13 protein-coding genes are annotated in these 21,792 nt (G+C 75.7%); 5 read left to right on the top strand and 8 right to left on the bottom strand.

The window, feature by feature from the left end:
- From ACFW3D_RS06440 to ACFW3D_RS06455, 4 genes are all read right to left on the bottom strand, one after another.
- A partial coding sequence (locus ACFW3D_RS06440) for a DUF5682 family protein (protein WP_500502024.1) occupies positions 1-3,842 on the bottom strand: 3,842 nt, incomplete at its 3' end.
- Positions 3,843-3,845: 3 nt separating this feature from the next.
- A complete protein-coding gene (locus tag ACFW3D_RS06445; protein WP_500502027.1) occupies positions 3,846-5,015 on the bottom strand; it encodes an ATP-binding protein in 1,170 nt (389 codons plus the stop codon).
- On the bottom strand, positions 5,012-9,994 hold the full coding sequence (locus ACFW3D_RS06450; protein WP_500502029.1) for a hypothetical protein: 4,983 nt from the start codon (positions 9,992-9,994) through the stop codon (positions 5,012-5,014). Before ACFW3D_RS06450 ends, ACFW3D_RS06445 begins: the two co-directional genes overlap by 4 nt.
- Positions 9,991-10,845, bottom strand: coding sequence for a DUF4132 domain-containing protein (locus ACFW3D_RS06455; protein WP_500502031.1), 855 nt, complete (start codon positions 10,843-10,845; stop codon positions 9,991-9,993). Before ACFW3D_RS06455 ends, ACFW3D_RS06450 begins: the two co-directional genes overlap by 4 nt.
- Before the next feature lie 161 nt (positions 10,846-11,006).
- On the opposite strand from ACFW3D_RS06455, the gene ACFW3D_RS06460 reads away from it, so the two are divergent.
- From ACFW3D_RS06460 to ACFW3D_RS06475, 4 genes are all read left to right on the top strand, one after another.
- Positions 11,007-11,729 carry a transporter substrate-binding domain-containing protein gene (locus ACFW3D_RS06460; protein ID WP_500502034.1) on the top strand — a complete coding sequence of 241 codons (723 nt, stop codon included), beginning with the start codon at positions 11,007-11,009 and terminating at the stop codon, positions 11,727-11,729.
- Positions 11,730-11,912: 183 nt separating this feature from the next.
- On the top strand, positions 11,913-13,784 hold the full coding sequence (locus ACFW3D_RS06465; protein WP_500502036.1) for a tetratricopeptide repeat protein: 1,872 nt from the start codon (positions 11,913-11,915) through the stop codon (positions 13,782-13,784).
- A gap of 71 nt (positions 13,785-13,855) precedes the next feature.
- Positions 13,856-14,410, top strand: a complete 555-nt coding sequence (locus tag ACFW3D_RS06470; protein ID WP_500502039.1) for a P-loop nucleotide/nucleoside kinase family protein — start codon at positions 13,856-13,858, stop codon at positions 14,408-14,410.
- Between the two features lie 318 nt (positions 14,411-14,728).
- Complete coding sequence (locus ACFW3D_RS06475; RefSeq protein WP_500502041.1) at positions 14,729-17,698, top strand: glycoside hydrolase family 2 TIM barrel-domain containing protein; 2,970 nt, start codon at positions 14,729-14,731, stop codon at positions 17,696-17,698.
- A 220-nt stretch (positions 17,699-17,918) separates the two neighbouring features.
- Here the strand turns inward: ACFW3D_RS06475 and ACFW3D_RS06480 are convergent, their stop codons facing one another.
- From ACFW3D_RS06480 to ACFW3D_RS06495, 4 genes are all read right to left on the bottom strand, one after another.
- Positions 17,919-19,085, bottom strand: a complete 1,167-nt coding sequence (locus ACFW3D_RS06480) for an MBL fold metallo-hydrolase (RefSeq protein ID WP_500502044.1) — start codon at positions 19,083-19,085, stop codon at positions 17,919-17,921.
- A gap of 286 nt (positions 19,086-19,371) precedes the next feature.
- On the bottom strand, positions 19,372-19,800 hold the full coding sequence (locus tag ACFW3D_RS06485) for a PPOX class F420-dependent oxidoreductase (RefSeq protein ID WP_500502046.1): 429 nt from the start codon (positions 19,798-19,800) through the stop codon (positions 19,372-19,374).
- A 7-nt stretch (positions 19,801-19,807) separates the two neighbouring features.
- On the bottom strand, positions 19,808-20,047 hold the full coding sequence (locus ACFW3D_RS06490) for a hypothetical protein (RefSeq protein ID WP_500502048.1): 240 nt from the start codon (positions 20,045-20,047) through the stop codon (positions 19,808-19,810).
- A gap of 161 nt (positions 20,048-20,208) precedes the next feature.
- The gene (locus ACFW3D_RS06495; RefSeq protein ID WP_500502050.1) at positions 20,209-20,832 is read right to left on the bottom strand and encodes a GNAT family N-acetyltransferase; all 624 of its coding nucleotides are present in this window, start codon (positions 20,830-20,832) and stop codon (positions 20,209-20,211) included.
- 98 nt (positions 20,833-20,930) lie between these two features.
- Here ACFW3D_RS06495 and ACFW3D_RS06500 point away from each other — a divergent pair, with 98 nt between their 5' ends.
- Positions 20,931-21,785 carry an alpha/beta fold hydrolase gene (locus tag ACFW3D_RS06500; RefSeq protein WP_500502052.1) on the top strand — a complete coding sequence of 285 codons (855 nt, stop codon included), beginning with the start codon at positions 20,931-20,933 and terminating at the stop codon, positions 21,783-21,785.
- Positions 21,786-21,792 lie beyond the last annotated feature (7 nt).

The following is a 21,792-nucleotide window of genomic DNA, read 5'->3' on the forward strand; positions in this document are numbered from 1 at the left end:
AGAGGGCTGAGGGCGGCGACCGGCATGCCCGCGGCGACGAGCTGCCCGGCGACGCCGGTGGAGTAGCGGGGGCGCCCGGCGTCGTCGAGGCTGGCGCAGCCCAGCACGTGGCAGCCGGCCCCGACGAGGGCGCGCACCTCGGCCAGGAGGCCGCCGAGCGGATACCCCTCCTCGAAGTCGCTGACGACCACGACGAGGGTGCGCGAGGGCACGGTCACCAGTTCACGGGCGTGCCGCAGCCCGGCGGCGATGTGGGTGCCGCCACCGACGCTCACCTCCAGGAGGAGGGAGAGCGGGTCCGCCACGTGGTCGGTGAGGTCGATGACCTCGGTGGAGAACGCCAGGAAGTGGGTGGAGAGGGTGGGCACCCCGGCCAGGACGGAGGCGGTGAGCGCGGCCCAGATCGTGGAGGCCTCCATGGACCCCGACACGTCGGTCACCAGGATCAGCCGCCAGTCGGCGGCGCGTCGGGCCCGGGCGCGGAACACCGGCCGCTCCGGGATCACCTGGACGGTCCCGTCGGGACCGCGGCGCGCGGTGGCCAGGTTGGCGCGCAGCGTACGGGCCAGGTCCAGGCCGCCGCCGGGGCGCCGGCTGGGCCGCGGGAGGACGGTGCCGTGCAGCGCGGGACGCAGCCGCGTGGCGAGCCGGCGGGTGAGGGCCTCGACCAGGCGCCGTACGAGCGGGCGCAGTGCGGCCAGCCGGGCCTCCGGCAGCCCGCCCGCGTGCCGCAGGACGGTGCGCAGAAGGTCGACGGAAGGGCGCACGCTGTCGGGGTCGAGTTCGGCGACCGCGTCCTTGCGGCCGGATGCGGCGGCGGCCGCCAGCACCTCCTCGCGGATGCCGGGACCGAACAGCGCTGCCAGTTCCTCGGACCATTCGCGCACCCCGGGGTAGGGCGCCTCGCGGCCACCGCGGTCGCCGCCGGCCGTGCCGTGCCCGCCGAGGTCGCCGCGGCTGCCCTCGCCCCGGCCGTTGCCGTACAGCTCGTCCAGTGCGGTGGCCAGGGCGGCGGCCGACGGCGGCAACCGGTCGCCGCGACGGCCCAGTACGAGGCGCCACCGGTCGGCGGGCGCGAGGGTGCGGGCCGCCACGGCGGGGGCCCCGCCCGGTCCACCGGAGACGGTGGCGGGCCGCCGCGTGCCCGGCGACGCCGCTTCGGCGGCCCGCTCGGGCGCGGTACCCGAGGCACTGCCGACGGACGTGGCCGGCCCCGCGTGCGTACCCTCGCCGCGAACGGCCGCAACGGCCGCATTGGAAGTGGTGGTCCCGTCCGGTACGCCCGGCGCCGCCGGGTCACCGGCCCCGGCCCGGAAAGCCGTCGCCGCCGGGCCGGTCGGGCCCGCAACACCGTTGGGCGTCGCGCCTGCGGTCCCGCCCTCGCGGGTGGCCGCGTCCGCGGCCGGGCCCGCGACTCCATCAACCACTGCACCCGCGCGTCCGCTCTCGCGGACGACCGCCTGGGCGGCCCGTGAGGGTGCCCCCACCGTGCGGGGCGAGCGCAGGCCGAGTCGGTCCAGGGCCGCGCGGGCGGCGAGGTCGGCGCGGGTCCAGGTGGCGAGCGCGACGGGGTCGACGCCCGCGGTGTCGGCGATGCCGTCGGCGTCCAGGCGTTCCTCGACGGCGGCCAGCAGACGGTCGCGGGCGGCCGGGCTGAGGGTGTCGAAACCGCCGCGCAGGGCCGGGAGCCGGGACAGGAATGCCTGGTCGGGCAGGTCGCGGACGCGGTCGAGCAGGGGTTCCAGCGCGGGGACGGCCGCCTCCAGCAGCGGGCCGGCCGCGGTCAGCAGTCCGGTCAGCCGGGCGGTGAGGGCCGCGCGGGAGTCGGGGTCGCCCGCCGCGTCGACCCAGGAGGCGACGCGGGCGCCGAGGGTCTCGGCCGCCTCGTGGCCGAGGAGGACGCGGACGGCGCCCGCCGCGCCGCGCATCAGCGGGGAGCCGTCCGCGGCGAGCCGCGCGAGGGCGTCGGTGAGCCGTACCCCGCCCAGGAGGTCGGCGCGGTGGGCGAGTTCGAGCAGCGCGTGCGCGTCGGCGGGGTCCTCGGATCCGGTGAGGCCGTCCACTTGGCGGACCGCCGCCGCGGTCAGCAGGCCGGCGACGGCGGTGGCGCGGGCGGCGCGGGCCCCGTCGGCGCCGAGCCCGGCGATGTGCCCGGCCCGGACGCGGTCCAGCAGGGCGAGTCCCGCGAGGAGTTCGGGAAGGGTGCCGGAGGCGGGGAGCACGTCGCCGGTCTCGGCGAGGCGTTCCCCGGCGAGTGCGGGCAGCCCGCACTCCGCGGCCCGGGCCAGTCCGGCGAGGGTCTGCGCCGCGGTGGGGCCGCCTTCGTCCGTCTCCTGGCGGCGGCGTTCGCGCAGCACGCCCTCTGCGGCCTGGGCGGCTGTGACGCCGCGGATCCCGGCGGCGGTGAGCATGGCCGCGGTGGCGGGTGTCCAGCGGACCTCCCAGCGGGTGGTGAGGCCCTCGGTGCCGGCCGCTGCCGTGACGTCCTTGGGCTCGGCGTACGGCACTGCGCACACCGTCAGTCTGCGCAGCAGGAGTTCGCGTCGGCGGTCGAGGTCGGAGCGGAGCGGATCCAGGCGCAGGTCCCGGGTCTCGGTCGGGGCGGCGGCGTCCGGGCCGGGGACGGGCAGGCCCAGCGCGGCCAGTTCCGCCTCGACGGCGGGGGCGAGTCCGCTGCGCGGCGCGCCGGGCGCGGGGCGGCCGCCGCGGGTGCCGACCAGCACGCGTTCCATGGCCCGCGCCACGGCCCGTCCGCGCCCGTACGGCTCCCCCTGGGTCAGCACCGTCTGCACCGCTTCGACGAGCTCTCCCCGGCCGGCCGCCGGCAGCCCTCGGAGCCGGGCGAGGTCACCGGCGAGCCGGCTGATCTCGCGCGCGTCGGCGGGGCCCGACGGGTGGCCTTGGGCGCGCAGTTCGGCGCAGATGCGGACGGCGGCGCGGGTGAGCACCTCGTCGAGGGCGGCGGGGTCGCCGGCCGCCTCCAGCACCAGGTGCTGCCACTCGGGGTCGCGGATGCCCGCCGGATAGCCGGAGCGCTCGTCCAGCAGCGGGTACGCGTAGGGGATCAGGGAGGTCGTCCAGGGCGCGCCGCCCTCAGGTGCGGGCGGTGTGTCCGGGCCTTCGCCGGGGGCGGTGCCCTCCGGCCACAGGCCGGCCGGGACCAGGGCCGGCGCGTGGAAGGCGCCGACGACGACCGCGGCGCGGCGGCCGTCCGCGGTGGCCTCGGCGATGCGGGCCCGCATCCAGCGCTCCCGGCGCAGGTCGAGCCCGGGGACGCCGGCGCCCCCGGCGGCGTCCTGGCGCAGCGCCCAGCCCGTCAGGAGGGCGGCGCGGCGCAGGGCTTCGGGCGGTGAGCCCGGGGCGGTGGCCTCGACGAGGCGGTCCCACAGGTCGTCTCCGGGGCGGCCGGTGACGCGGGCGCGCAGCGCGGCGTGGAGTCCGGGCCCGGAGTCCGCCGCCGTGGCCGTGGTGCGTCCGGTGTGCCAGGCACGGTCGGCGAGCGGCAGGTCGCAGGCGACGACGGGGACGCCGCTCCGTGCGGCCCAGCGGACGGCGGCGAGTTCGGGCGAGAAGTCGGCGAAGGGGTAGAAGGCGGGGCCGCCGCTCCCGTCGCCGGGTGCGGCGGCGAGGGCGACGGGGGCCCGGGTGTCCTCGTGGGCGAGCCAGGGCAGCCACTCCTGCATCTCGCCGGGGAGTTCGACGAGCAGCACGTCGGGCTCGGCCCCGTCGAGCAGGGCGGGCAGCGCGCCCGCCAGCGACGGGGCGTGGTGCCGTACGCCGACGAGGTAGGGCGCCGACGGGTCGGTGAGGACCTCGGCGGCCTCGTCCGGGGTGAGGGACACGGCTCAGCCTTCCAGGACGGCGCGCAGTTCCCACAGGGTGCGCCAGGTCGGGGAGCCGTGCTCGGCGCGGCGCCGTACGGGGCCGTCCCAGTAGCCGAGCAGGCGGGCGGCGTCGGCCGGGTCGTCCTTGCGCACGACGCCGAGGAGGTGGCCGGGCAGCAGTCCGAGCACGTCCCGGTCGCCGGGGAAGTACGCGGCGGCCAGGGCGAGCGCGCCGGCGACCGCGACGGCCTCCGCGGTGCTCATCACCGTGGAGGGACGCTCGACCTCCCAGCCCTCGGCGGAGCGGCCCTCGCGCAGGTCGCGGAAGGCGGTGACGAGGGCCTCCAGGACGGCGTCGTCGACCTGGTACGGGGCGCCGGCCCGTTCGACGGCGGCGCGGGACTGGCTGCGCACGAGCGCCGTCTCGGCGTCGAGGTCGCCGATCGGGCCGACGGTCTCGAAGTTGAAGCGCCTCTTGAGGGCGGCGGACATCTCGGAGACGCCCTTGTCGCGGAGGTTGGCGGTGGCGATCAGGTTGAAGCCGGGCGCGGCATGCGCCAGGGCGTCGTCGCCGCCCGCGAGTTCGGGGACGGCGATGCGCCGTTCGGAGAGCAGGGAGACCAGGGAGTCCTGCACTTCGGGCAGGCAGCGGGTCACCTCCTCGACACGGGCGATGGCGCCGCGGGTCATGGCGGTGAGCACGGGTGAGGGGACGAGTGCCTGCCGGCTCGGTCCCTGGGCGAGCAGCAGGGCGTAGTTCCAGCCGTACTTGAGCTGGTCCTCGGTGGTACCCGCGGTGCCCTGGACGACGAGCCCGCTGGTGCCGCAGATCGCTGCCGACAGCAGTTCGGAGAGCATCGACTTGGCGGTGCCGGGCTCGCCGACGAGGAGCAGGCCGCGTTCCCCGGCGAGGGTGACGACGCACCGCTCCACCAGGGCGCGGTCGCCGACGAACTTGCCCTCGACGACGAGACGGCGCGGCACGCCCTCGGGGACCTCGGCGTCGTCGGGCAGGCGCAGGGCCTGTCCGTCGCTGCCCATCACGAAGGTGACGACGGCGCGCGGGGTGAGCCGCCAGGCGGGCGGTCGCGGGCCGGCGTCGTGGGCGGCGAGGAAGGCGAGTTCGGTGGCGTACCGGTCCTCGGGCGGGGTGATCTGCCGCGCGGCGGGGGCGGGGGCGGTGGTGGTCATCGGCGGCGGCCCTTCCGGGTGGCACGGGTGGTGAGTTCTTCGAAGGCGGGGGAGTCGCCGCTGCGGACGCGTTCCCAGGCGCGGGCGAACAGCTCGGGCACGGGCAGCAGCGGCACGACCCGGGCGTGGCCGCGCACGGGGTAGAGGCCTTCCTTCCAGGTCTCCAAGGGGAGGGCGGGGGCCTTGAGGTCGCGCCAGCCGCAGGGCAGGAAGAGGGTGCGGCCGGCCCGGGGGCGCTTGGCCTCGACGACGAGGCCGGTGGCGGCCAGTTCGGCGCGGGCCTTCTTCATGCGGGTGGGCTTCCAGCCCGTCCAGCGGGCGCAGTTGCGGTCCGTGGGGTCGGGCAGGGCGAGCAGCTGGAGGTAGAGGGCGGCGGCGTCCTCGCCCAGGCCGTGTTCCTCGGCGACCTCGGTGACGAGGGCGGGCACGCAGACCGTGGGGTCCTGGGCGTGGCCGGCGGGTGCTGCGGCTTCGCCGCCCGCCGCGAGGGCGCGGGCGAGTTCGCCGCCGAGCACGGCACGCAGCGCCTGGACGCCGCCGCCGCTGTGGACGCCGACGAGCCCCTCGACGAGGCCGAGGACGGGGTCATCGGCCCCGGTCAGCCCGGCCGGGCGGACGAGCACCGTCTCGGTGTCGCTGTACCAGGGGCGGAGCACGAGCGCCTCTCCCACGTGGGTCAGGCCGTGGGCGCCGGCGCCGCCCGCGGCGGGCAGCCCGTACGCCTTGCGGATCTGGGCGGCGGTGGGGCCGCCCTTCTCCGTCCAGGCGATGTCGAGGTCGACCAGCAGACCCGGGTCGGCGATCCTCCGTCGCAGCGCCTCCAGACCCCCGGGGAGGGCGGCGCGCAGCGGATGCCCGTACGGCAGCCCGTAGGCGAGTCCGGCGAGCGCGGCGACGGAGCTGGTGATGTCGTGCCGTCCGGGGATGGCGGAGGGGTCGGCGGGGACGAGGTCGCCGTCCTTGTCGGGGCGCTGCACCGTGGTGCGGCTCAGCCAGGGCGTCAGCGCGGGGTTGAGCACGGCCTCGGCGGACGCGGGGGCCACCCCGGCGAGTTCGGCGGCGATGTCCTCGGGCAGGCGCACGAAGGAGCCGAGGCGTTGGCCCCAGAGGCGGCCCGCGGCGGCCGTGTCGGGGCCATGGGTCCACAGGTCGGCGGGCTCGTCGGGGAGCAGGGACCCGATGAGCGCGGCGCGGTCGTCGTGGGCGACCGACTCCAGCAAGCCGTCGCCGAAGTCCTTCTGGCGTGGCTTGAGTTCCATGAGGGCCAGCGCCTCGGCGGCCGGCTCCTCCGGGCGCCCGGCCAGGAGGAGGGTCGCCTGGACGGGGCCCAGGCCGCCGCGGGTGGCCGCGACGAGCGCGGCGGGGGCGTCGGCATGCCAGGGCGCGGGGCCCTTGTCGCGGATGAGGCGGGTGACGGCGGCGAGCCGCTCGGCCGGGAAGACCGGGGAGCGGTCCGTCTCGTCCTCCAGGGTGAAGTGGGCGACGGCGCCGAACGCCCCGGTGGGGTCGTGGTCGAGGGCGAGCCAGTGCACGCGGTCGCGATCGCTGTCGATGTTCTGGCAGCCGAGGATCACGACGGTGCGTCCGTCCTTGCGCAGGACCTGGCCGGCGCGCTGCTCCTTCCCGTGCTTCTCACCGAGCGCGATCTCGCGGAGGCCGCTCCCGGGCACCGCCAGCGGGCCCTCGGTGATCGCTTCGAAGAGCAGCAGGAGCGCCTCGCGTGCGGCCGTTGCGAGGGCGGGCGACGCGGCCCGGAAGGCGAGCGGCCGCAGTACGGACAGGACGGACGGCCACACCATGCCGATGCCGGGGACGGTGTGCGTGTCGCTGTGCCATCCGCCGCCCGCGGCACCCAGTGCGGCCGACTCCGGCAGCGGCTTGCCGTCGGCCTCCTTGCCGGACAGGACGTGGTTGACCGCCCGGATCTGCTGCAGCGCGCTCCACTGGGGGGTGCCGCTCCACCAGTGGCCGCGCTGAGCGGCGATGCCGTCCAGGGCGGAGCGCAGGGTGCCGTCGTCGCCGTGCAGGGGCTTGTGGTCGGCGAACATGTCCTCTGCGCGCCGCAGTGCCTGCCGCGGCTTGTCGGCGGACGGGTCGACGAAGGAGGCGACGGACCCGGCGTGCCGCAGCGTGCCCCTGACGAGGGCGGTGACGCCGATGAGCAGCCGCTCGTCGGTGAGGGCCGGCAGGGCGGCGGCGACGGCGGTCCGCGCGACGGCCTCCGCGGACGGGCCCGTGTACTTCTCGGTGCGGCTGACCTCGGCCTGGTGTTCCGCCAGGGCGTGGGCGGTGACGCGCATCAGCTCGGCGGCCTGCTCGTCGGTGAGGGCGCGCAGCACCGCCGAGGCGCCCTCGTCACGGGGGCGCAGGGCGTGCCAGTACGCGAGCGGCGGCACGTAGCGGGTGCCGGCGGCGAACTCGCCGCCCTGCTCGGTGAGCGCCACACCGCCCAGTTCGTCGTCGCAGGTGACGTCGCCCGCCGCGTACAGCGACACCGTCTGTCCGGCGAGGGTGGCCACGGGCTCGGCCCCGCCGGGCAGCCGCAGAGCACCCAGGGGAACGCGGTGGGTCCACTTCGGCTGTCCGGAGCGGAACGTCACGGTGCGGCCGTCGGGCGTGCCGGCGACGGCACGGGACTCGCCGCCCTCGCCCTCGACGCGGACCCACCGCCCCAGGACGGTGCCGTCGGTACCGAAGGGGCTCTGTTCGAGCCCGGGTTGCAGCGGCAGGACCTCGCAGTGCTCCTGCCGGAGCCGCGTGCCGTCGAGGATGCCGGAGCGGAGGAAGGCGGGCAGTGAGGCACGGCCGTGGGTGCCGGTGGCCGGGTCGTACTCCAACCACACGTCCTGACCGCCCTGCTTGCCCTGGCGCCAGAGCGCGGTGCCGTCGCCGAGGACGGGGCGGCCGGGCGGCAGCACGGTGTCACCGGCGTGCAGGGTGCGGCCGCCGGTGGCGCGTCCGCCGCCGGGCAGCGGGATCGACGGGGCGGCGACGTGGCCGTGCCACCAGTACGGGAGCTCTTCACCGCCGAGGGTGAACACCTCGGAGGGCCGTGCGGACCAGTAGCCGAGCTGCTTGTCGTCCTGCCGCCACATGACGAGCAGTTCGCCGTCGGCCCAGCGGTAGTGCGGGCGGCTCCAGCGGTCGAGTTCGACGGGGATGCGCAGGTCGTGGTCGAGCAGCACCTTGTCGGGCCCGACGACGACGACCTTGTCCCCGCGGCTGAGGATCAGTGCGGGCCAGGCCTCGGCGGCGGCCAGGTCGTGGCCCTTCTTCTTGGTGACCGCGGCGTCGAGCAGGCGCAGGCCCTCGTCGAGGGCGGGCCAGCCCAGTTCGTCGAGGATGCCCTCGCGGAGGGTGCGTCCGAGCAGCGGCGCGAGTTCGTGCCCGGCGACGCGGGCCACGGCCTGCGGGTTGACCTCGGCCGCGACGGAGCGGAAGGGACGCAGCCTGCGGATGGCGGTGCGGGCGGCGGGCAGGCCGGCGGCACGGGTGAACTGCCCGGCGGCCTCGTCCAGCCATGCGCGCAGGACCTCGCCGAGCACACGGTGCGCGGCCAGGGGCGCCAGCACGCCGGACAGTCCGTGGTCCTCGCCGAGGCTGCCGACGGCCTTGTACAGCAGGCGGCGCAGGCGCGGGTCGGCGCCGGTGGCGACGAGGTCGCGGCGGGCGGGGTCGGCGGTCTCCAGCCAGCGGCGCAGCGGCAGGTGGACGGTGACGTCCTCGGCGGGAACGGTCAGCGGCACTCTCTCGGCGGCGCACAGGTCGAGCAGGTCGAGTTCGGCGCCGTGGTGCCAGCGGCCCGTGAAGAGGTCGACGGGCCTGCCGTCGGCCCGCAGCCGGGGCGCCATGCGGGTGACGAGGTCGAGGGTGGCCGCGGAGCGTTCGGGGGCGCCGGAGCCGTGCTTGCGGTGGCTCGCCCAGCGGCTGAGCCAGTCCGCCGCGTCGACGGCCCGCGAAGCCTCCCCCGCCTCGCCGGTGAGCAGGGTGTCGGCGCCGGCCTCGACGAGCAGGGCGAGCCAGAACTCGTCGCCTTCGGCGTCGCGCCCGAGCCCGGCCGGCATGATCTCCAGGAGCCTTGCCCGGACGGCCGGTTCGCGCTCGGAGAGGACGACGAGGGTGGCGCGGTAGGCGGTCCAGAAGGAGGCCGGCGCGCGGACGACGGCGGGCGAGGCGACGAGGTCGGCGACGAGGGCGCACTCCTCGGTGACCCGGTTCAGGCCGGCCGCCTTGATCAGGCTCCTGGCGTCCTGCGGCAGGGAGGCGTACGGGGGCATCCCGGCGGCACAGCGTTCCACGGTCAGCTGACGGAACTGCCGCCAGGCCTCGGCCGGGTCCAGGCGCCGCGCCAGGTCCTTGACGTGCTCCTTGAGGGCCTTGACGGTGAGCGCGCCGGCGAAGGCGAACTCCAGGAAGACGGCGCGCTGCCGGTCCTCGTCGACGGCGAGGCCGTGGACGCGCTCGGCGGCGCGGGCCTTGCCGAAGAAGGCGGCGGCGTACGTGGTGTTCTCGTGCTGGAGGAAGACGCGGGCGGCCTGCTCGTGGAAGGTGGGCAGGAAGTGCGGTACGGCGCGGCCCAGGCGTTCGGCGAGCGCGTCGAAGCCGTCCTTGGCGGCGCCGGCACGGGACTTGGCCATCCGGGCGAGCCGTTCGACGTCCTTGACGAGGGCGAGCGCGTGGTGGCCGTTGGCCGGGTCGTTGACCAGGGCCCAGGCGGGGAACCCGAGGGTCTCCCGGCGGACCTGGCCGACCTCGGGGGCCTCGTCCTCACGGGTCAGGCCGAGGAAGTCCAGGGCGAGGTCCTCGGCCTCGCCGAGGGTGCCGGGCACGAGCCGGACGACGCGCCGGTCGTCCAGCACGGGGTGGGTGTAGGTGCGGACGGTGAGCGTGTCGGCGTCCTCGCGGGCCGTGGTGCCGGGCGGCAGGACGGCGCCGGCGTCGAGCAGCGCGGCCGTGGTGGTGGGGTCGTACGTGGTCATGCCGCCTGCTCCTCGTCCTCGATGTCGCGTCCCGCGTAGAGCGCGGCCGCCATGCGCATACCCTCCGACCAGGCCACGGGACCGACCTGCCCGAGCGTCAGGGCCTTCCCCGCGGTGTCGGTCCAGGACAGGGGCCCGGTCTCGGTCTCGCTCCAGCCGTCGTAGTCGCCGATCCAGATGCGTGCCTCGACGGCGCGGCCGTCCTCCAGCACGGGGCAGACGGAGTGCCCGCCGCGCACGCGGTAGCCGAGGGAGGTGGCGCGGCCGTGCAGGAAGCGCAGTTCCTTGAAGGTGCCGCCCGCGTACTCCTCGACGAGCGTGCCTTCGGGGTCGAGTCCGGCGGGTCGCTGCCACACCTCGCGGAAGAGCTGCTGCGCCTTCTGCTCCACCCCCAGTTCGACGGCGAACTCCCGCAGGTCCTCCAGGTCGTCGAGGAGGACGGGGTGCGGGATGCGGACCATGTCCGGGGCGATGCGCACGGTGTCGCCGTCGAGGTCGACCAGGCCGAGGCCGCGCCCGGTGTCGGCGTCCCGCAGAAAACCGGCGGCCTGTCCGTCCTCCCCGGTGACGACGAGGTCGCGCAGGGCCGCCCGCCAGGCGGGGTCGGGCCACACCCGGCCGATCACGGCGAGGGGCACGGGCAGCGAACGCACCATCCAGCGCTCGACGTCGGCCAGGCACTGGCGTTCGTGCCGTTCCAGCCACTCGGTGAGCTGCCGAAGCCCCGTGACCGCCGGGTCGTCCGCCAGCTTGGCGGGCACCGACTTCAGCCGGCGGCCCGCCGCGTTGCGGCACACGACCTTCCCTTCGTCGAGGGCGACTTCGTAGTCGCCCACCGAGACCCACCCCATGCGTGCCTCCCTGCAACGCCGTGATCAAGTGACCGGAACACTAGGCGAGGCCACTGACAACGCCCCCGTCACCCTGTTGACGACGCGACCGGCCGGAACCGGAACGCCCGGATGCGGGGGCCTGACGGGCCGCCGCCGGGGACGGGCCTACACTCCGCACCGTGAGGACCGTGACTGCTGCCGTCGTGAGGGACCTGGCGCCGACGGGCGTCCTGCGGGCGTCGATCAACCTGGGCAACCCGGTGCTGGCGCAGGGCACCGAACGGTCGCCCGGCGGTGTCACCGTCGACATCGCACGCGAGGTGGGCGCCCGGCTGGAAGTGCCGGTGGAGCTGGTGTGCTTCGACGCGGCGCGCAAGTCGTTCGAGGCCATGGCGTCGGGCCGGGCCGACATCTGCTTCCTGGCCGTCGAGCCCGCCCGCGAGGCGGAGGTGGCCTTCACCGCGCCGTACGTGCTCATCGAGGGCGTGTTCGCCGTGCCCCGCGACTCGGGCCTCAGCACGCCGGACGAGGTGGACCGCGCGGGTGTCAGGATCGGTGTGAAGCGCGGCTCCGCCTACGACCTCTACCTGTCGCGCACGCTGCGTCACGCGGCCGTCGTCCGCGGGGACGAGGGCGTGGACGTCTTCCGCGCGGAGGGCCTGGAGGTCGCGGCCGGGATCGGGCAGCCGATGGCCGAGTACGTCGCACGGCACCCCGGTCTCCGGCTCGTCGAGGGCGCGTTCATGCAGATCCGGCAGGCCGTGGGCACGACGGTGACCAGGCAGCCGGAGTCCGTCGCCTTCCTCCGGGAGGTCGTCGAGGAGCTGAAGGCGGACGGATTCGTCGCCCGGGCCCTGCACCGGGCCGGGCAGTCGCAGTCGCTCGCCGCCCCGCCCGCCTGACCGCCCCCTTCGCCGCCCCGCCCGCCTGACCGCCCCCTTCGGCGCCACCCGTCCCGTACGTCACCGAAAGCCCCGCGCGGCAGGGGAGTTGACGATTCACCACCCCTGCACGCGCTTGGCGATCTCCGGTTGCGGGGATCTCCATAAGAGCACACAAAAGGGGATGTGACGGGGGGATGTGCCATGGGGACGGTCTTCGCCGCGCCAACGGCCGCCGGGGACGGCGGCCCGTGGCCTCAGGGGTTCTGGGAGCAGTCCGGGGGCACCGCGGTGTGGGTGCTGGGAATCTTCGCGGTCGCCGTGTTCATCGGCCTGGTACGGCTGGGTTCGGGGCTCCTGCGGCGCCATCGCGGCAACCGGCTGCTGCCCGTGGTGGTGTGCGAGGACCGCGGTCTGCTCGGCGGCCACGGCAACGGCCACCGCGGCAACGGCGGCGGGCCGGGCGGCCCCGACCACGAGTCGGCGGCCACCGCCGAGCTGGCCGCGTACATCACGGAGCACATGGCCGCGGACGCGCTCGGCCCGAACGTCCTCACCCCCGGCAGCGGGACGACGATCGGGCCCGACCCGGCGCCCGAGACCGCCTCCTCCCCGCACGGCTGGGTGGACGTGATGAAGCGGCTCGCGTTCTTCCGTCCCCGGGCGTACCACGTGATGCTGCACCGCCTGTCGACGGGTGACCAGCCGGCCCGTTTCTCGGTGCGGATCCTGTACATGCCCAAGAACACGGTGGTGGCGGCGACGATCATGGAGGGCCGCGCGCCGGGGGCGGGCGCCACCGACCGGGACAGGCGGGACGCCGACCGGGAGCTGTACGAGCGCATCGCCTGCTACTGCACCGTCAAGATCCTCGCCGACCCCCGCTCGCAGGACCGCATCCCCCGCTGGGAGAGCTGGGGCGACGACCCCGACGCGTACCGTCTCTACCGCATGGGCACCAAGGCGCAGGAGGACGCGCTGGCCGCCAACAAGCGCCGGGACGTCGGCGCCGAACGGGCCGGGCACGAACGGGCCCTGAGGCACTTCGAGGAGGCGGCGGCGCTGGTGCCGGGGAACCTCACGGTCCGGCTGCACCAGGCGGGAGTCCTTGAGCTGATGGGCCAGTTCCCCGGGGTCGCCGACCCCGGGGACTACATCCGGCAGGCCGTCGAGATCTACACGTACTGCGTCCAGCTGTGGCCCGAGCACATCGAGACGGCCTACCGGCTCTCCATCGCCCGCGCCGAGGAGAGCCGCTACCCGGCGCAGCAGGCGGAGCGGGCGAGCCGCCGCGAGCCCGGTTCGCGGGAGCACCTGGAGCTGCTGCTCGGGCGTCTGTCACGGCGTGCCATCGTGCGGCGGTACGCCCGCACCCTGCTCCCCGGCCGCCGCAACCTCGGGGAGCGCCGTTACTGGCGGCAGTGGTGGGCCATGGAGCGGCCCCGTCCGTCCCTGCGCACCCGCCGCCGTTCCTTCCGCGGGGCGGTGCGGATCGCCAGCGCCGCCGAGGTGCTGCGCGCGAACGACTCGCCCCGTCCCGAGGAACTGCGCACGGCGTTCCGGAACGTGGCGAGGGAGGTCACCGGGGGCTGGGCGCGCTGGGGCCGGCTGTGGGGCGGCCCGGACTGGGGGCTGCGCCGGCTGCTCTACGCCGACCACCGCGCCGGCGCCGACCACGTGGGCGGCGCCACCCACAGCCAGGCGGGCATCGCCGGTTCCGCGCCCCGGCACCGCGGCTCCAACCGGGCCGCCGCCGGATACCTGGTCAACTACAACGCGGCGTGCTTCCTCAGTCTGGCGCTCGCCGCGCGGCCCCCGGCCGGGTCCGCCGCCTGGACGGACGACGAATGGCGCGAGGACTGCGCCCGGGCGGCCGTCGTCCAGCTCAACACCAGCCTGCGGGTGACCCGCAGCCAGTTCTCCGCGGCGTGGGCGGAGCGCGACACCGATCTGCGTCCGCTGTTCACCGGCCGTCTGGGCGGCGGCCCGGTGGCGGCCTGGGGCGAGATCGGGCGCAACTGGGCCCGGTTCACGGGCATCGACGTCACCGAGGAGGCGGCGGCTGCCCACCCGTGAGGCACCCGGTGCCGCGCGGAACGCGGGGCGGCGTCCTCCTCCGGCGCCGTCGGAGTCGTTAAGGTGGTGGCATGTTGGCTGTGTTGGTCAACGGACTGCCCGGCGCCGGGAAGACGACCCTCGCCCGGATGCTCGCCCGCGAACTGGAGCTCCCGCTGTTCAGCAAGGACTCCGTGAAGGAGACCCTGGCCGACGCGCTGGGCGCGCTGCGTCCGGCGGGCGGCGGCACGCGGGAGTGGAGCCGCTGCCTGGGGGCCGCGGCGGGCGAGACGTTGTGGACGCTGCTGGCGGACGCACCCGTCGGAGCGGTGCTGGAGAGCCCCTGGCTTGCGCACATGCGGCCGGTGGTGGCCGCGGGCCTGGCCCGGGCGGGCGCGTCCGAGGTGCACGAGGTGTGGTGCGCCGTGCCGCCGGACACCGCGCGCCGCAGGTTCCGGGACCGGGCGGCGGCGCGGCACCCGGTGCACACGGAGGGAGCGCGTTTCCCCGAGGAGGAGTGGCGGTTCTGGACCGAGATGGCCGAACCGCTGGGCCTGGGCAGTGTGCACCGGGTGGACACCACGCGCCCGGTGGACGTCGTGGCGCTCGCCCTGCGGATCGCGGGCGGCCCGTTCCCGGCCGAGTGACGTCCGGCGGGGTGCGCGCGAAGTGCTTGTCCGGCTCCCGCCCGGCCCCTAGCGTGAGGTCCCGTCGGCGCCGGCGGCGGCGCGGGAGGGGGACCCCGGGGGTGGAGCGGACGTCGGACGGCATCCGCGCGGCCGCTCGCGCGGGGTCGCGCCGGCCCGTGAACGGCCGCGGGAGAACGGCGGGCGGCACGTCGCCGCTCACCGCCGCCCCTCCACGACGTACGTCCGGGGAACGCCGCGGCGGCCGCGGCTCCGCGCGCGCCGGCGGCACACCGCAGGGAACGGCAGACCGGCATCGAGGGCCGACCGAGGAGTCGTATGAGCATGCCCGCGCACCCGTCCGGCTCCCCGGCCGCCGGGCCGCACCTCCCCTACTACGAGGACTTCTCCCCCGGCCACGGCGCCCTGCCGCCCCGGGCCTGGGTGCCGGCCTCCGACGCGGCCCGGACGAGCCTGAACGGCCTGTGGTGGTTCCGGCTCTCGCCGACCGCCACGGCCGAGGACACCGCCTTCGCCCGGCCGGACTTCGACGCCTCGCGCTGGGACATCCTCGCCGTGCCGGGCCACTGGGTGCTGGGGGGCCACGGCACGCCCGCCTACACCAACGTCCGCTACCCGTTCCCCGTCGACCCGCCGCGGGTACCGACGGAGAACCCGACCGGCGACCACCGGCACACCTTCGCGCTGCCGGACGACTGGCCCGCCGGCGGAGAGACGGTGCTGCGCTTCGAGGGCATCGACTCCTGTGCCCGGATCTGGCTCAACGGCCGTGAGGTGGGGGTCTTCAAGGGGAGCAGGCTGCCCGCCGAGTACCCGGTGGGGCACCTGCTGCGGCCGAGGGGGAACGTGCTCGCGGTCCGCGTCCACCAGTGGTCGTCCGCCAGCTACCTGGAGGACCAGGACATGTGGTGGCTGCCCGGCGTCTTCCGGGACGTCACGCTGCTGCACCGGCCCGCCGGTTGCGTCGCCGACTTCTTCGTGCACGCCGGCTGGGACCACACCAGCGGCGAGGGCACCCTGCGCGTGGACGCACCGTCCGGTGGCCGGGTCACCGTGCCCGAGCTGGGCATCGACATCGCCGTGGGCGAGCCGGTCACCGTGCCCGCCGAGCCGTGGAGCGCCGAGGTGCCGCGGCTGTACGAGGCCGTGCTCACCGGCGCGGGCGAACGCGTTCCGTTCCGCGTCGGCTTCCGCACGGTCGGCGTCGAGGACGGGGTGCTGAAGGTCAACGGCTCCCGGATCCTCTTCCGCGGGGTCAACCGCCACGAGTTCCACCCCGAGCACGGCCGCGCCCTGGGCCTCGGCACCATGCGCGAGGACCTGCTGCTGATGAAGCGTCACAACATCAACGCCGTGCGGACCAGCCACTACCCGCCCCACCCCGCCTTCCTGGACCTGTGCGACGAGCTCGGCCTGTGGGTCGTCGACGAGTGCGACCTGGAGACCCACGGCTTCGCCGAGGACGGCTGGGAGGGCAATCCCGTCGACGACGACCGCTGGACCCCCGCCCTGCTGGACCGCGCCGCACGCATGGTCGAGCGCGACAAGAACCACCCCAGCGTGCTCGTGTGGTCGCTGGGCAACGAGTGCGGCACCGGCCGCGGCCTGACCGCGATGGCCCGGTGGATCCGCGCGCGCGACCCGGACCGCCCCCTCCACTACGAGGGCGACCGCACCTGCGCCGACACGGACCTGTACTCCCGCATGTACGCCCGGCACGCCGAGGTCGAGCGGATCGGCAGACGCGAGGAGGAGCCCCTGGACGATCCCGCGCTCGACGCCAGGCGGCGCGCGATGCCCTTCCTGCTGTGCGAGTACGCGCACGCCATGGGCAACGGACCGGGCGGACTGGCCGAGTACCAGCGGCTGTTCGAGAGCCACGAGCGGTTGCAGGGCGGGTTCGTCTGGGAGTGGATCGACCACGGCATCGCGCGCCGCGCCCCCGACGGCGCGCGCTGGTTCGCCTACGGCGGCGACTTCGGCGAGGAACTGCACGACGGCAACTTCGTCTGCGACGGGCTGCTCTTCCCCGACCGGACGCCCTCGCCCGGCCTGGTCGAGTACAAGAAGGTGATCGAGCCGGTGCGGATCGAGGGCGACCCGGTCACGGGCACGGTCCGCGTCACCAACCGCCATGACGTCGCCGACCTTTCCCACCTGCGCTTCACCTGGTCGTACGAGGTCGACGGGGTGGCCGCGGCGCACGGCGGACTCGAGGTGCCGCCGCTCGCCGCGGGCGGCACGACGGAGCTGAAGCTGCCGGAGCCGGCCCCGGCCGAAGGCGCCGGGGAGGCGTTCTGGCAGGTGCGGGCGGTCCTGGCGCGGGACACCCCGTGGGCGCCTGCCGGTCACGAGGTGGCGTGGGGTCAGTGGCCCGACGCCGACCGCCCGGACGGGTCGCGGGCGGCCCTGCCGCCGGGCGCCCCGGCGGCACCGCGCCGCCCCCGGCACGCGGAGGGCGGCGTGGTGCTGCTGGGACCGGGCACCTTCGACGCGGCCACCGGCGAACTGCGGCTGCTCGACGGCTTCGCCCTCGCCGGCCCCCAACTGGACGTGTGGCGGGCCCCGACGGACAACGACATCGGCGCCCCCTGGCAGTCCGACCCGCGCTTCGGCCTGCTGTGGCGGGAGGCCGGCCTGCACCGGATGCGGCACCGGGTGGACGGCGTCGTCGCCGGGGACGACACGCTCACCGTCACCACCCGGGTCGCCCCCGCCGCCGGTACCCGCGGGCTGCGCACGGTCTACCGCTGGACCGCCGACGGCGACCGGCTGCACCTCGCGGTGGACGTCACCCCCGAGGGGCGGTGGACGCTGCCGCTCCCCCGGCTCGGCGTCCGCCTCGGTCTGTGCGGGACGCTGACCCGGGCCGAGTGGTTCGGCGGCGGCCCCGGCGAGGCCTACCCCGACACGCGGGCCGCGTCCCGCATCGGGCTCCACACGGCGACGGTCGACGCCCTGCAGACCCCGTACGTCCGGCCGCAGGAGAACGGCGCCCGCGCCGACGTGCGCCGGGTGCGGCTGCGCCGGGAGGACGGGACGGGGGTGGCCATCGAGGGGGCCCCGCCCTTCTGGTTCACGGCCCGGCGCTGGACGGCCGAGGAGCTGGACGCCGCCGCGCACACCGGTGACCTGGTGCCCGGGGAGACCCTGTGGGTCAACCTCGACCACGCCCTGCACGGCATCGGCAGCCAGTCCTGCGGGCCCGGGGTGCTGCCCCGCTACCGGCTGGAGGCCACCCCGGCCTCGTTCGGCTTCGCCTTCACCACCCTCGGGGAGGCCCGGTGACCGCGGTCCTGCCGGACGCCCGCACGGGTGCCGTACGCCCGCGCGGATGCCGGACTGTGCGTCGCCCCGACTTCCCGACCGGGCTGCCGCGACCGGCCCTCGCCGCAACGGCCCGGCTCATGCGCGCGGCGGGTGACGGCTGACGGCTGACGGCTGACGGCTGACGGCTGACGGACAGCGCAGGAGGGGCGGGCGCGGCGATGCGCCCGCCCCTCGCCGCTCAGGCCGGGGCGCTGTCCGGCTGCGGGGCGGCCGGCCGAGCGTCGTCGGTGAGGGCGGGCCAGGTGCGCGCGGCGGCCCCGTGCGCGATCGCCCGCCACCAGGGGTCGAGCGGCAGCCCGGCCGCGGGCTCGAAGGGTTCCCCGGGGCGCGGCACGGCGACGCGGGCGCCCACGGCGAGCGCCGCGGTGACGCTGCCCTCCGCGGGCTCCTCCCACGGGTGCGGGGCCAGGTTGAACGTGCCCCAGTGGATGGGGAGCATGACCGCGCCGCGCAGGTCCTGATGGGCGCGGACGCCCTCCTCGGGGGTCATGTGGATGTCCGGCCAGAAGTCGCTGTAGGCGCCGATCTGCACCATGGTGGCGTCGAACGGCCCGTACGCCTCGCCGATCTCCGCGAATCCGGGGAAGTAGCCGGTGTCGCCGCTGTGGTAGACGCGGTGCTCGGGCCCCTCGACGACCCAGGACGCCCACAGGGTGTGCTGGGTGTTGCGGATCGCCCGGCCGCAGAAGTGCCGCGCCGGGGTCGCGGTGAGGGTGAGGCCGGCGACCTGCGTCGACTCGTGCCAGTCCAGTTCCGTCACGCGGTCCGCGGGGACGCCCCAGCGCTCCAGGTGGGCGCCGACGCCCAGCGGCACGACGAAACGGGTGCCGGTGCCGGCCAGCGCCTTGATCGTGGGCATGTCGAGGTGGTCGTAGTGGTCGTGGGAGATGACGATCGCGTCGGCCTCGCCCAGTTCCTTCAGGGGCACCGGCGGCTCGTGGAGGCGCTTGGGGCCGACGAAGGAGAACGGGGAGCACCGCTCGCCCCAGACCGGGTCGAACAGGACCCGGCGCCCGTCGATCTCGGCCCAGACGGTGGAGTGGCCCATCCAGGTGAGCCGCAGGCCCGAGGCGGGCGGGGCGGCCAGGTCGGCGAGGGTCGTGGCGTGCAGCGGGATGTCCCCGGCCGGGGCCCTGCGGATCCGCTCCCCCTTGCGGAAGTACGTCCGGGCGAACCGCAGCATCGATCCGGAGGGCGCCGTACGAGCGCCGACGGGGTTGGTGAACACCCCGTCGGCGAAGTTCGGCGACCTCTGGATGCGCTCCATCCTCTCCCCGTAGGGGTTGTCGCCGAAGGCGGGGATGAGGCTGGAGAGCAGGGAACGCTTCGGACTGGAGCCGGACACGGCACCTCCCGTTGGTCGGCGGTCACGAACGTGCCGTGAGCCGTCCGGCCCCGGCAGAACCAGTATGTACAGCGACAACTCCTACACCGGTCATTCCGGTTCCGCGCCCCTTTGCGGGATCGGCCCGCGGTGGCCCGCCGGCTCCGCGCAGGACCGATGGCACGGCTGTGACCAGGCCGTTCGCCGGTGCGGGAGATCGTGTCCCGCACTTCCGATGGTCTCACCGTCGCGGACCGGGTGCCGCCCGCCCCACCGGGCGCGGGCGGCGGGACAGCGCCGGAGGGGCCTACGCGGGGCGGGGCTGGCCGTACGCGCGCTCGACGTGGAGCTTCAGTACGAGGCGCTTGTCCTCGACCATGGCACGGCGGTAGTCGTCCCAGTCGGGGTGCTCGCCCTGCACGGCCCGGTACAGGTCGATGAGCTCCTCGACGGTCGCGTCGTCGCGCTCGGCCGCGACGGGGGTGAGTTCCGCGGTGCCCTCCGCGACGGTCCAGGCCCAGCGGTCGGGCGTGGTGACGTGGTAGCTCGCCCGGGGGTCGCGGCGCAGGTTGCGGGTCTTGGCCCGGTCGTCGGTGAGGGAGACCCGCAGCACCCTCGTGTCCGGGTCGTAGTGGTGGTTGACGTTGGACATCTGCGGGCGGCCGTCGCGCTTGAGGGTGACGAGCACGCCGCCGTTGAAGTCGGCGAGCAGGCTGAGGAGGTCTTTGTCGCTCATGGCTGCCTCAACGACCGTCCGGGGGCGAGGATTCCACGACCGCCTCCGCCGGGGTCGGCCGCGCCCGGTGGGCCGGTCCGTCGGCCCAGGTGACGGTCGCCTCGTGGCCTCCTGACGGCGACACGCCGATCCGGGCCGCGGCGAGGGCGGACAGCGGTTCCGTGTCGGCGGCGCCGGTGCTGCGTTCGACGGACGGCCTCAGCCGTGCGGCGAACGCCTCCAGGGGCGGATCCGGCCTGGCGGGCAACCGGAAGTCACCGACGACCCGGCCCCACAGCCCGGTCCGCGGGGCGGGGTTGCGATTTGCGATTCCCGCCCCGGTACTGGGGCGGGGGCTCCCGGTCGGCCTCGGGAGGGCGACTCCATGCGACGCCCCCCTTCCTCCACCGGGGACGATGCCGGATCCTCTCAGTCCGCTGCCGACGTCCCGCGACCCAGGTACGTCAGGGGGCCGGGGTCCGGGACGGGGAGCTCGCGGAAGCCCATCCGGTCGTAGAAGGCGCGGGCCGCGGTGTTGGCGGTCACCATGCCGAGGTGGACGGCGCCGACGCCCTGGCCGGCCAGGGCGGAGAACAGACGCCCCATCAGTTCCCTTCCGTACCCGCGTCGCTGGTACCCGGGCAGCAGGTCGATGTGCAGGTGCGCGGGGTACCCGGCGAGTTCGGGCACGATCATGCGCTCGGGACGGTGCAGGAGTTCGGCCATCTCCTCGTCGGGGGTGACCGGGGGCCCGGACGGCTTCGGATGGCGGTGCTCGAGCCGGGGCAGCCACTCGGTGCGGAAGCGACGCACGAAGGCGGCGGTGTCCGCGGTGCCGACGATGTAGCCGACGGCGCGCGTGCCGTCGTCGACGACGAAGGCGAGTTCGGGCTCGAGGTGGGCGTAGGGCCCCGCGAAGTTGTCCGGCAGCAGGTCGTGGTCGGTGTAGAGGTGCCGCGCGTCACCGCCCTCGTGGCCGGTGCGCACGCAGATGTCGTAGACGGCGGCCCGGTCCTCCGGGCGGTACGGGCGGATCACGGCGCGTGGGGTCATGCGGGCATGATGCGCGCCATGGGAGCGCTCCCACAACCCCTGCGACGTACCGCGTTAGGCTGAATCACACGGGGGCCCACAGGCCGAGGGAGGTTGCCATGGCCCCGGCCACCGAGGCACTGGCCGTGTTGCGCGGCCCCTACCGGCTGCACGCCGAGATCACCCCGGGTCCCGGGGCGCCCGCGGTCCTGATGCACGGCTTCCCCGACAGCAGCCTCCTGTACGACCGCCTCCTCCCGCACCTCGCGGGCAGACTGCCGGTCGTGCGCTTCGACTTCCTCGGGTGGGGGCGCTCCGACAAGCCGTCCGGCCACGCCTACACCGTCGCGCAGCAGGTGGAGGACCTCGCCGCCGTCGCCGCAGCCCTCGCGGCGGGCCGCACGGACCGGCGCCTGGTCCTGGTGGCGCACGACGCCTCGGGACCGCCCGCGATCGACTGGGCGCTGGACCACCCCGACCGCGTGGCCCGGCTGGTGCTGCTCAACACCTACTACCACTGGACCCCCGCGCTGCGCCGTCCTCCGGCGATCGCCCTGTACTCCACCCCGCTGCTGCGTTCGGCGGCCCGCGCGGTCGCCAGGCGCCGGCCCGAACTGGACCGCAGGCTCTACACCTGGCAGGTGGGCGGCTTCATCCGCGACCCGGAACTGCGCGAGGCGTACGTGGAGCGGCTCTACGCCCAGTTCCCCGCGGCACGCCCGGCGTTCTGGGGGCTCAACGACGAGCTGCTGCACGCGGTGCTGGGCCGCCGCCGGCGCATCCCGGAGATGCGCGAGTTCCAGCCGCCGGTCCGGGTGGTCTTCGGCACCCGCGACCGCTGGCTCAACACCCGCGTCGCCCGGCAGTTCTCCGTGATCTTCCCGCACAGCGAACTGCGCCTGCTGATGCGCGCCGGGCACTACGTCCAGGTCGACGAACCCGAACGCGTCGCCGACGCCATCACCGCCCCTTAACAGGAGG

The organism is Streptomyces sp. NPDC058864 (assembly GCF_042742985.1).
Taxonomy (GTDB): Bacteria; Actinomycetota; Actinomycetes; order Streptomycetales; family Streptomycetaceae; genus Actinacidiphila.

What these genes read in the sequence shown, in the direction of transcription:
- ACFW3D_RS06445 (WP_500502027.1), bottom strand. Translation starts at nt 5,015, where the DNA reads ATGACCACCACCGCCCCCGCCCCCGCCGCGCGGCAGATCACCCCGCCC.
- ACFW3D_RS06450 (WP_500502029.1), bottom strand. Translation starts at nt 9,994, where the DNA reads ATGACCACGTACGACCCCACCACCACGGCCGCGCTGCTCGACGCCGGC.
- ACFW3D_RS06455 (WP_500502031.1), bottom strand. Translation starts at nt 10,845, where the DNA reads ATGGGGTGGGTCTCGGTGGGCGACTACGAAGTCGCCCTCGACGAAGGG.
- ACFW3D_RS06465 (WP_500502036.1), top strand. Translation starts at nt 11,913, where the DNA reads ATGGGGACGGTCTTCGCCGCGCCAACGGCCGCCGGGGACGGCGGCCCG.
- ACFW3D_RS06470 (WP_500502039.1), top strand. Translation starts at nt 13,856, where the DNA reads ATGTTGGCTGTGTTGGTCAACGGACTGCCCGGCGCCGGGAAGACGACC.
- ACFW3D_RS06475 (WP_500502041.1), top strand. Translation starts at nt 14,729, where the DNA reads ATGAGCATGCCCGCGCACCCGTCCGGCTCCCCGGCCGCCGGGCCGCAC.
- ACFW3D_RS06485 (WP_500502046.1), bottom strand. Translation starts at nt 19,800, where the DNA reads ATGAGCGACAAAGACCTCCTCAGCCTGCTCGCCGACTTCAACGGCGGC.
- ACFW3D_RS06495 (WP_500502050.1), bottom strand. Translation starts at nt 20,832, where the DNA reads ATGACCCCACGCGCCGTGATCCGCCCGTACCGCCCGGAGGACCGGGCC.
- ACFW3D_RS06500 (WP_500502052.1), top strand. Translation starts at nt 20,931, where the DNA reads ATGGCCCCGGCCACCGAGGCACTGGCCGTGTTGCGCGGCCCCTACCGG.